Consider the following 10,773-nt stretch of genomic DNA (forward strand, 5'->3'; position numbering starts at 1 on the left):
TCCTTTCTCTCCCTAAGTAATTGAGTTATCTACGTTGTCCCAATTCGAGACATTTTCTCGGATCGTTGTAGCTACATCTTCTACCACCATCTGCCTGGCCTGTCGAACTGCATGATAGATTGCAGTATGGTCGGACGATCCATGGGCTTTAATAACTGGTGCATTTAACCCAAATAACCCAGCTCCGCCATAATGGGAATAGCTCATCTTTTCTTTAATAGTAGAAAAGCTTGGCTTTAACATGCCGGCTGCCATTTTATTTTTCACAGAAGATGTCAATTCTTGCTTTAACAGTGAAAAGAGAGTGCCAGCTGTCCCTTCGATAGATTTAAGCAGGACATTTCCTGCAAAACCGTCGCAGACTACAATGTCACAAGCACCATCCAACAGATCTCTAGCCTCAATGTTGCCATAAAAATCAATCGGTGCTTGGTCTAGGAGGTCATAAGCTTGTTTTGTCAGCTCATTACCTTTACCCTCTTCAGCACCTACATTTAAAAGACCGACCTTTGGTGCTTTCTTTTTTTTCACTTCTTCCATGTAAACGTGTCCCATCAACGCATATTGCAACAAATGCTCTGCTTTAGCTTCTATGTTAGCTCCGACATCAAGCAGTAAAAATCCTTCCCCATCCAAAGTTGGCAGCATCGGGGCAAGGGCCGGTCTGCTGACTCCTTCGATGCGTCCTACGTGCAGCAAGCCGGCCGTCATCAACGCACCAGTATTACCAGCAGATATACAGGCATCCGCCCCGCCTTCTTTTACTTGCCGAACTGTTTGCACCATAGAAGAATCTTTTTTACGGCGCACGGCTTTTGTTGGAGCATCTGTAGAAAGAATAACTTCTTCAGCATGTAAAACATCAATCGTTTTGGGATATCGGTCCCCAAGGTGTTCCATGATTTGCTCTTTATCCCCCACAAGCGTAATCGACAAGTCTTTAAACGCTCGTGCAGCAGCTATTGCCCCTGCTACTTGGGCTTTTGGGGCGTGATCGCCTCCCATAGCGTCAATCGTAATTTTCATAACTTCGACTCCTTTATTGATCGGCTTCGGAACGTGTCGATCTATACATGAGAAACTCCCCAGAAAACACGAGCTCTTCTTCCACGTAACTATGAACAGAAACTGTCGTTCGCGCAGCATGTACATGGGTTACTTGAGCCTTAGCAATCACTCGCTCTTGTTCTTTTACTTGCCGTCTAAAGTTTACAGAAGCTGTGGACGTTAACGCCAGCTCATCGTTGATGACAGCAACTGCAAGTGAGTTAGCCTGGGCAAAAAGGTGGTGTCCTCTGGCAATTCCTGTGCGTGAAAACGTATGCTCTCTGTTGACATCCAGTATTGATATGGCTTTCTCATCCAGAGTCAAATCAACAATATCTCCGATAACTTCTTCTTCCTGTAAAGCTTTAACATCATCTAGCTGTAGCCTGGCCACATGCTTAATGCGCTCGCGAAGTTCAGGTATAGATAAAGCCATGCGATCAAGACGTATGGTTTGAACACTGACTTGAAACGTTGAAGCAAGTGTTTCATCAGTTACAAACGGGTTTTCCTCAACCGTTTTTTGTAATTTCTGTTGTCTTTCAGCCTTTGAAAGCTTCATCCGCAAGCCACCGCCTGTTATTATGACTAGGTGCTAATGGTAGTATATAATCCAGCAAATGGACATGCAACCATCTAATCTAATGTCTGGTGTTCAAGAGCTCCTTTTTCTTCTAAGTATTCCCGAAGCGCTTTATAGTCAGGATGTTCCCAAAAACTGGCTGAGTTCACAAGCTTGTCTGCATCGCTGCGGGCTGTTTCCAGGGCGCGGTAATCGTGAACGGGGTCAGCCATCTTAAATGAGGGCATGCCACTTTGTTTATTTCCGAAAAAGTCCCCCGGCCCGCGTAACTTAAGGTCCCGCTCTGACAGCTCAAAGCCATCAGAAGTTTCAGTCATGATCCGCATCCGCTCCTGCCCCTGTTCAGTTTTCGGGTCGGCTATTAAGATACAATACGCCTGTTCACTGCCCCGCCCTACTCGCCCTCTTAGCTGATGGAGCTGAGCTAAACCGAAACGGTCAGCATCACTTATAACCATTACAGTTGCATTGGGGACATTTACCCCCACTTCCACCACCGTAGTGGAAACTAGCAGCGATGTTTCGCCTGCGCTGAATGCTCGCATAACTTCTTCTTTTTCCTCTTGCGGCAAGCGCCCATGCATTAAACCAACTGTTTGATGAGGAAGCATTTCCTCTAACTCTGCATGAATATCAAGCGCATTTTGTACATCTAATTGCTCCGATTCTTCAATCAATGGACAAATGACGTACGCTTGCCTTCCCTGATTTATTTCTTTATCAAGAAAGCGAACAATCCGCTCAAGCATCGCCGGCTTGGCCCAATATGTTTCTATAGGCTTTCGACCCGCAGGCAATTCGTTAAGCTTTGAAACATCCATATCTCCAAACACAGAGATCGAAAGTGTTCTCGGAATTGGAGTCGCAGTCATGAATAAAATATCGGGATGCTGCCCTTTATCACGCAATGTTCTGCGCTGTTTAACGCCAAAACGATGCTGTTCATCTGTTATGACAAGGCCCAAATCACGAAAAGGCACCTCAGGCTGAATTAAGGCATGGGTGCCGATAATAATGTCAATCTCTCCGCCAGCCAACTGTTGATACGTTTCTTTTCGTTGTTTCTCCGTACGGCCTCCAGTTAACAATGACGTCCGAATGCCATAAGGCGTAAGGCGCTCTTCAATTTCTTTAGCATGCTGCTCTGCCAAAATGCTGGTTGGAACCATAAAAGCTGCTTGCTTCCCAGCTATCACAGCTGCATACATCGCAATCATTGCTACTACTGTTTTCCCTGAGCCCACATCTCCTTGCAACAACCGATTCATGCGAGCAGGCAAAGCCATATCCGCAAGAATGTCTCGGATAACCTGCTGTTGGGCAGAGGTCAACGAAAAAGGAAGTTCAGCTATGAAAGCACGCAGGAGTGATTCTTCAAATTTGAGTGGCGTGCCTGGCTCCTCTTGTTTTTGCTTTTTTCGGTAGGCAAGCATTGACAGTTGAAACAAAAAGAACTCTTCATAGACGATGCGCCGCCGGGCATGCTTTAAGGCAATTCGGTCTGTAGGCTGGTGAATTTCATGCATTGTTTCTACTATATCAGGAAGTTTATAGGCTTCCTTCAAAGCTGAAGGAAGCAAATCTTCCATTTCATGCCCCGCTTCGTGCAACGCTGTTTGAATCCATTGCTTTAAATGACGGACGCTTACATTTGCTGTGGAAGCATAAACGGGCTCTAAGCCGGAAGACTCCTGCATTTCTTCTTTGCTGATATATTGAGCTGTTAAAATTAAGCGATGTTTATCCCACTTCCCAGTAGCTGAGATGGTTGTGCCTGGTTCTAACTGGTTTTTTAAATAAGCCCGGTTAAATACAACTACCGTAACGAGAACATAGCCAACTAGCATTCTCACCGTCAGCCGATTTTTCTTTTTGCCATAATAGCGGACAACTGGAGTTTCTTGCACCACTCCCTGCAGAGTTCCTCTTTCTTGATGTTCCAATTCCTCTGGGGAGCTTACTTTGAAATCTTCATAACGAAAGGGCAAATGACCGATTAGGTCTTTTACTGTAAAAATTCCGAGTCCATTTAACTTCTTTTCTGTTTCTGTGCCAATCCCTTTTATAACACCTACATCTTGCTGTAGTTTAGTAGTCATGAGCGTTCCAGGGAGATGTTAAATATTTCAGTTTCCAGCGCGCGTCCAGTAGGGGTAGCAGCAAGTCCGCCACGGGCTGTTTCTTTTAAGTCATCAGACATATTCTCCCCAATTTTATACATTGCTACTATGACTTCATCACAAGGTATACGGCTTTTCACGCCCGCCAGTGCCATATCAGCAGCCATCATGGCAATAGAGGCTCCTGCAGCATTTCGTTTCACACAGGGCACTTCGACCAGGCCAGCCACTGGGTCACATACAAGACCGAGCATGTTTTTCAAAGCAATGGCCATAGCATCAGCTGCCTGTTCTGGTGTACCACCGGCTAATTCCACTGTAGCCGCTGCTGCCATGCCAGCAGCCGAGCCTACTTCAGCTTGACAACCACCTGCCGCCCCTGAAATGGAAGCATTATTTGCTACGACCATACCAAAAGCACCAGATGTAAACAGGTAATGAATCATATCCTCACGACTCGGCTGTAATTGTTCTTTTACTGCAAACAAAGTACCTGGAACAACTCCGGCTGATCCAGCAGTTGGGGTTGCACAGATCGTTCCCATTGCTGCATTCACTTCATTGGTAGCCATCGCTTTACTAACGGCATCTAACAATGTTGCACCTGACAAGGGGGTATGTTCTTTCATGTACGTTTGTATCTTTAAGGCATCTCCGCCAGTTAAACCAGAAACGGAAGTAACTTCTTCACTCGTCCCGCGGCGCACAGCTTCTTCCATCACCGCTAAACGTTCATCCATATCCTGCATAACCGCTGCTTTAGATCGATTTTTTAATTGCATCTCTTGTTGAATCATAACCTCAGCAGCAGAGATATTTTCTGCTAGGGCTCGTTCCACAAGTTCAGCTGCGTTTCGAAACACAGCCACCCCTCCTTTTCCAACCAATTATTCATAAATCCTTGCTACTTGGAGAATGTGATCAAATGCTTCAAGTTCATTTAATACCTCATCTTCTACTACTTCATCTGTTTCAATAACCATTAAGGCTTCCTGCCCTTTTTCCTTTCTCGACATTTCCATCTGGCCGATATTAACCCCTTGTGCTGCAAGGGTATTTGCCACATGAGCAATCGTACCTTGACGATCATGATGGACCACAAAAAGAGCTGGATAATGACCGGATAATTTCAATTGAAATCCATTTAATTCGGTGATTTCAATTTTTCCTCCTCCGATCGATACCCCTGTAATCTCCATCGTTTCTTCTTGTTCTTGTAATTTTAATTGTACGGTATTCGGGTGTTCAGTTACTAGATCTTCTTCGTGAAAGTAGATTCGAACCCCTTTTTCTTTTGCAATTTCTTTTGACTTAGGAAGCCTTTCATCATATGTATCATAGTCCAATAACCCACCAACAATTGCAACATCGGTGCCGTGACCTCGGTATGTTTGTGCAAAAGAACCGTAAAAATGAACGTCTGCCCGTTTCGGCTCTTTGCCAAACAATAAACGTGCTAAGCGGCCAATTCTAGCAGCCCCGGCGGTATGAGAACTGGACGGACCGATCATCACCGGTCCGATAATATCAAACACGCTGCGATATTTCATGTTCAATCCCCTTTCAACAAAGTTGGCTTGGTGTCATGTGGTAAATCTCCCTTACGTAGAAGGCAGCAAATAAAATCATCTCCATTTAGATAAGCAGAAACTCCAATGAGAGAGTGTTACTATTTATGGTACAGAACAGATAAACAAAAGACAGCGCTTTCATTCTTTTTTTACATCGTTCTCTACTATCGTATTGAAACATGTAAAAAACCATGGAACCCCTGAAGAAAGAGGTTTAACCTAAGTCTTAATTACAAAGAGAAGCCCGTCGCTTTCTCGACGACGGGTAAAGTGATCAGTTGTTTTTGGCAGGAGCCACCGCAATAGCAAGTGCCCCAGGACCGACATGCGCCCCGATAACAGGACCGATACTGCTTTTCATAACAGACACTACCTCAACATTTTCTTTTGCTGTCGCAAGCACAGAATCTGCCTGTTCAAAAACTTCAGCATGCGAAATAGCCGTTTCTACTGGCTGAGTCCCATACTTTTCCCGTAATATCTCGCCAAGGCGCTGCAACGCTTTCTTTCTGCCCCGCACCTTTTCCAGTGGGTAGACCTCTCCGTCAGCTGTTAATGAGAGAATCGGCTTCATTTTCAGCAATGAACCTAACAAAGCAGACGCCTTTCCAATTCTTCCGTTTTTTTGCAAGAACTCTAAGGTATCGACGATAAAATAAACCTCTGTTTTCTCAAGCAGTTCTTGAAGGCGCTCTTCACAAGTTGACGGTGAAACGCCAGCCTGCACCATTTGGGCTAATTCCTTGACAATAATCCCAACCGCGCAGCTAGCCCGTTTTGTATCTACTACTTTTATGTCTAATCCTTCTTCAGATAACTGGTCTGCAGCAATTTGAGCCGCTTGATAGGTCCCGCTTAGCTGACTTGATAAATGGAGCGATACCAATTTAGTGCCCGCTTCAGATTCTTCATGGAGTTTTCGATATACTGTTTCAAATTCGTGGGGCGAAGGCTGGGAGGTGGTTGGCATTTGGTCGGCCTCTCTCAGCTTCTCATAAAACTCCTCAGGCATTAAGTTAATTCTGTCATAGAAGGTCTCCTCTTGGCCAAAAATCACCTTTAAAGGTACGACCGTAATGTCTAGCTCTTTGACGAGTTCCTCTGGAAGGTCCGCCGTACTATCGGTTATGATTTTCCATTTTGTCGCCATAAATCAACAACCTTCTCCCTTCCTCTGGCCTACTCGCTTGCCAGGATATAATCATAAAGTGGTTGTTTGCCTGCATGCACTTCCACTTCTACGTCGTCATATTCTTTCTCAATATAATCAACCAGATAAGAAGTATTCTCTTCCTTGGCATCAGCGCCAGTCAGGATGGTTACGATTTCTGTGTCTTCTTGAACCATTGCTTGGACTAAACGCTCGGCTACATCAGTTACTGATTGCCCAGAGGAAACAATTTCACTTTCACAAATTCCCATAAAGTCGCCTTCTTTAATGGAATGCCCTTCAATCGTTGTATCACGGACAGCATGGGTCACTTGGCCAGTTGTTACGAGCGTTAAGCCTTCCTTCATTGCCTCTTCATTCTCTGCTGTTGTGCGTTCAGGTTCAAATGCAAACATAGCAGCTAAACCTTGCGGAACAGATTTCGTGGCGATCACTTGCACTTGTTGTTCACTAACCTCTGCTGCTTGTTCAGCCGCCATTACAATATTCCCATTGTTCGGTAAAACGAAAACTTGTTCAGCATTTGTTTCTTGAATAGCCCGGACAATATCTTCAGTACTTGGATTCATTGTTTGGCCGCCTTCGATTACCACGTCCGCTCCCAGGCCTTTAAATAAATCGTAAATACCGTCTCCCATGGCAACGGTGACTACGGCAAAAGGTTTTTGTTCCTTCACTTGCTCCGCCTTTTCAGCGACTGGAGAAGGCTTGGCCGCTGGCGCCGCTTTCTCACCAGTTAAAGCAGAGTGCTGTTCCCGCATATTTTCGATCTTGATGTTAACAAGTTCGCCGAAACGCTGAGAAAGCGAAAGGATCTCTCCTGGTTCTTCGGCATGGATATGTATTTTCAGTAAATCCTCATCACTTACGACCAAGAGCGAGTCTCCGTATTGGCCCAATTCTTCACGAAAGCCTTCTTCGTTATATGGATGTTGCTCTAATTTGCTATCTTCAAAACGAACCATCACTTCCGTGCAGTAACCAAATTCAATGTCTTCAGCTGACAACTGGCTTTGAGCATTCTGGTGATGAGTTAACTGAACATGTTCATCCATAGACAATTGACTAGAGGCTTCAGTAACTTCTTCTCCACGTGCGGCAGCTAACATTCCTTCATATACATGAACCAGCCCTTGACCTCCTGAATCTACGACCCCAACTTCCTTTAATACCGGAAGTAGATCAGGAGTGCGTTCCAACGAAGCATTAGCTTCGGCTACCACAGCATGTAACATTTCTTTGATCGAGGTCTCTTTTTTTGCTGCTTTTTTTGCTGCCTTGGCAGCATCTTTAGCTACGGTTAAAATCGTACCCTCGACTGGTTTCATAACTGCTTGATAAGCCGTATCCACACTGGTTTCAAACGCTTTAGCCAGCTGCTTGCTATCCAGCTCATTTGCATCTGCAAGCGGTTTGGAAAACCCCCGGAACAACTGCGATAGTATTACACCGGAGTTGCCACGGGCCCCCATTAAAAGACCTTTTGAAAACGACTTTGCTACTTGGCCTGCATTGGCAGAATGCAGCTGCTGTATTTCTTTCACGCCAGAAACTACCGTCAAATTCATATTGGTCCCCGTGTCTCCATCCGGTACCGGAAATACATTTAGTGCATCTACTCTATCAACATTATTCCCGAGGTTATTCGCCCCTTGAATAAACATGCTGCGCAACATGCTGCCATCTACTGTTGTCTCTGTCACTTCTTCTCCTCCTTAAATCTTGCGTGCATTGGTTATGTGTTAACCACACGCACGCCTTGAACAAAAATATTAACCGACTCAACGGTTAGTCCCAACATTTGTTCTAGCTGATATTTCACTTTTGTTTGGACATTGTAGGCCACTTCAGAAATTTTTGTGCCGTAACTGACTACAATATACATATCAATATGCAGATCATCTTCTATTTCTCGAATTACCACACCACGAGAAAAGTTTTCTTTCCCGAGAAGTTCGGTCAGACCGTCTTTAATTTGTTTTTGTGAAGCCATCCCAACAATCCCGTAACAATCTATGGCTGCTCCACCTGCAATTGTGGCAACAACTTCACGAGAAACATCAATGGATCCTAGCTGCGAATTCATTTCAATGGCCATAACCATCCTCCTTTTAATTTAAAAGCATACCAACTAAGGTTATTTTACTACACCTCTTTCATTTTTCAAAGAACGCCTGTTACAATCCTTCTATATATTAAAACAATGAGTTGCTAATGCGCTTCTCGTATGCTAGTATTGTTCAGTATGGTACTAAGTGTTTTAAGTGATAGGGAGGTGCTACGTATGGCCCGTAAATGCTACGTGACCGGTAGAGGTCCAAAATCTGGAAACAACCGTTCCCACGCTAACAACGCTACAAAACGCCGCTGGGGATCGAACGTTCAAAAGGTTCGTATTCTTGTTAATGGAAAACCAAAGCGCGTATATGTTTCTGCAAAAGCGCTTAAAGCCGGTAAAGTTCAACGTGTTTAATTGATAAACACAGGGGCTGTCCCAAAAGCCTTTGAAAAGTATTAAAAAATCCGTTGTGATGGTTATTCATCACAACGGATTTTTTAGTATTATCCTTATGATAATGATAGAGGTTGTCCACCTCCTTTTGTTTTAGGAGGTTATGGGCTATGGCTGCCAACCCAAACTCTACGTTGACCTTGTCTAGGCCGCGAAGAGAAAAGCGGCGCAACGACCTATTGCCCTTGATATGGCCGAACACGCTTTCGACCTCTACTTTACGCAACTTATAGGTCTCAGCGCCTTCTTCCGTACCAAGGGCTTCTCTCGCTTTTTTCTTTTTCGCTTCATACAGCGGATTATAATGAATCTGCCGATTCCCTTTTGCTTTCGTACAAGCTGACTTGACCGGGCAATTACTGCAATCTTCCGCCTCGTAAATCCGAAATTGACGTCGGTAGCCATACGTATCCGTTCGATGTTTTTTGTATCGAAAGGTTACCTTTTGATTATTCGGGCAAATAAAGTAATCTCCTTTATCATCATAGGTCCAGTTTTGTACATGATAAGGATTTTTCTTAAAACTGCGTTTCTTCTCTTTTCGCCACATATTATAGGGAACGAGGAGATCGATGTCCTGATCATCGGCATATACATAATTACTCTCATTTCCATAACCAGCGTCCGCAACAACTTGCTCAGGGAAGGGCAGTGCTCGGTTTTTCAGCATTTTCATATGCGGTTGAAAGCAGCGAGCGTCCGTTGGACGTTGGTGAATCGAGTACCCCAGAATAAATTGATTTTCCGTACCAGCTTGAACGTTATAACCCGGCTTGAGCTGCCCATTTTTCATATGATCTTCCTTCATGCGCATAAATGTCGCATCACGGTCTGTCTTTGAGAAACTATTACGGTCTCCAAATGTGGCAAAATGATCTTCGTACTTTTGGAGCCGCGGCAAATAATCTGATGTCATGGATTTATGCATCCGCCGTAAGGTGCGAAGCTCTTCTTTCTTTACTTTTTTCTCTTCAGGATCGGCAGCTGATTCAACAGCCTGTTCCGCTTTGCCTAACTGCTCTTCCACTTGATGGACCGCCTCTTGAAGTTGTTCTGAGGTTATGCGAGCCGAAGGTTCTTCCGAAGGGGAACAGGTGGCTTCATCTTGACGGATCGTGTCTTCAATATGAGCGAAAAGGGTTTTTAGTTTGTCTTGGAGCTTTGCTTCATAACGCTCAGAAGCCTTTCGCCATACAAATGAATACCGGTTGGCATTCGCCTCGATTTTCGTCCCATCGAGAAAATAATGTTCCATAGTGATATACTCTTGGTCTAAGAGAAGTTGGATTAATTGGGTGAAAAGGGGCTCAATCAAGTCTTGCATGCGTTCGGAACGAAAGCGGTTGATGGTTCGAAAATTCGGTACTTGCTGGGCAGCTAACCACATCATCGGCAGGTTTTCTTCAAGGGCTTTTTGAATGTCACGACAGGAATACCATTTTTGCGTGTAGGCATACAAAACAATTTTCGTCATCATTTTTGGGTGATAAGAAGGGCGGCCTCCGCCCTCATAAGCGGCATAGAACAACTGCTCATCCACCTGTTCAATCATGTCATGCACCACACGTGACACATGATTTTCTGGAATCAAATCACTAAAATCCATTGGTAGAACGAGTTGTCCCATGGTATAATCTTTAAACATAAGAGATCATCCTTTCTAGTGGTTGGTGTGGTTACTTTCCATTTTAGCAAAAGGATGATCTCTTTTTTAGTATTTTAAATTGGAATAAAAAGGTAAGGGGCTGCCCTTTTGGGACAGCCCCTTC

At 44.5% G+C, this 10,773-nt stretch carries 10 protein-coding genes; 1 reads left to right on the plus strand and 9 read right to left on the minus strand.

The features are described from left to right. Positions 1 to 12 precede the first annotated feature (12 nt). The 8 genes from plsX to D469_RS0106610 form a co-directional block, all read right to left on the minus strand. On the minus strand, positions 13 to 1,026 hold the full coding sequence (gene plsX / locus D469_RS0106575; RefSeq protein WP_018922589.1) for a phosphate acyltransferase PlsX: 1,014 nt from the start codon (positions 1,024 to 1,026) through the stop codon (positions 13 to 15). Positions 1,027 to 1,039: 13 nt separating this feature from the next. Next, on the minus strand, positions 1,040 to 1,609 hold the full coding sequence (gene fapR / locus D469_RS0106580) for a transcription factor FapR (protein WP_018922590.1): 570 nt from the start codon (positions 1,607 to 1,609) through the stop codon (positions 1,040 to 1,042). 74 nt (positions 1,610 to 1,683) lie between these two features. Next, positions 1,684 to 3,729, minus strand: coding sequence for an ATP-dependent DNA helicase RecG (recG, locus tag D469_RS0106585; RefSeq protein WP_018922591.1), 2,046 nt, complete (start codon positions 3,727 to 3,729; stop codon positions 1,684 to 1,686). Further along, positions 3,726 to 4,613 carry an L-serine ammonia-lyase, iron-sulfur-dependent, subunit alpha gene (sdaAA, locus tag D469_RS0106590; protein WP_018922592.1) on the minus strand — a complete coding sequence of 296 codons (888 nt, stop codon included), beginning with the start codon at positions 4,611 to 4,613 and terminating at the stop codon, positions 3,726 to 3,728. Before sdaAA ends, recG begins: the two co-directional genes overlap by 4 nt. A gap of 24 nt (positions 4,614 to 4,637) precedes the next feature. Further along, complete coding sequence (gene sdaAB / locus D469_RS0106595) at positions 4,638 to 5,300, minus strand: L-serine ammonia-lyase, iron-sulfur-dependent subunit beta (protein WP_018922593.1); 663 nt, start codon at positions 5,298 to 5,300, stop codon at positions 4,638 to 4,640. Positions 5,301 to 5,595: 295 nt separating this feature from the next. After that, on the minus strand, positions 5,596 to 6,471 hold the full coding sequence (locus D469_RS0106600) for a DegV family protein (protein WP_018922594.1): 876 nt from the start codon (positions 6,469 to 6,471) through the stop codon (positions 5,596 to 5,598). A 29-nt stretch (positions 6,472 to 6,500) separates the two neighbouring features. Continuing rightward, positions 6,501 to 8,195 (minus strand): DAK2 domain-containing protein, encoded by a 1,695-nt coding sequence (locus tag D469_RS0106605; protein ID WP_018922595.1) that lies wholly within the window; start codon positions 8,193 to 8,195, stop codon positions 6,501 to 6,503. A gap of 32 nt (positions 8,196 to 8,227) precedes the next feature. Next, a complete protein-coding gene (locus tag D469_RS0106610) occupies positions 8,228 to 8,590 on the minus strand; it encodes an Asp23/Gls24 family envelope stress response protein (RefSeq protein ID WP_018922596.1) in 363 nt (120 codons plus the stop codon). 186 nt (positions 8,591 to 8,776) lie between these two features. On the opposite strand from D469_RS0106610, the gene rpmB reads away from it, so the two are divergent. Next, positions 8,777 to 8,965 (plus strand): 50S ribosomal protein L28, encoded by a 189-nt coding sequence (gene rpmB / locus D469_RS0106615; protein ID WP_018922597.1) that lies wholly within the window; start codon positions 8,777 to 8,779, stop codon positions 8,963 to 8,965. On the opposite strand, the gene D469_RS0106620 is transcribed toward rpmB, so the two are convergent. After that, positions 8,937 to 10,649 (minus strand): IS1182 family transposase, encoded by a 1,713-nt coding sequence (locus D469_RS0106620; protein WP_018922598.1) that lies wholly within the window; start codon positions 10,647 to 10,649, stop codon positions 8,937 to 8,939. The two genes, rpmB and D469_RS0106620, sit on opposite strands and share 29 nt — an antisense overlap. Positions 10,650 to 10,773: the final 124 nt, after the last annotated feature.

This window comes from Salsuginibacillus kocurii DSM 18087 (genome assembly GCF_000377705.1).
Classification (GTDB): domain Bacteria; phylum Bacillota; class Bacilli; order Bacillales; family Marinococcaceae; genus Salsuginibacillus; species Salsuginibacillus kocurii.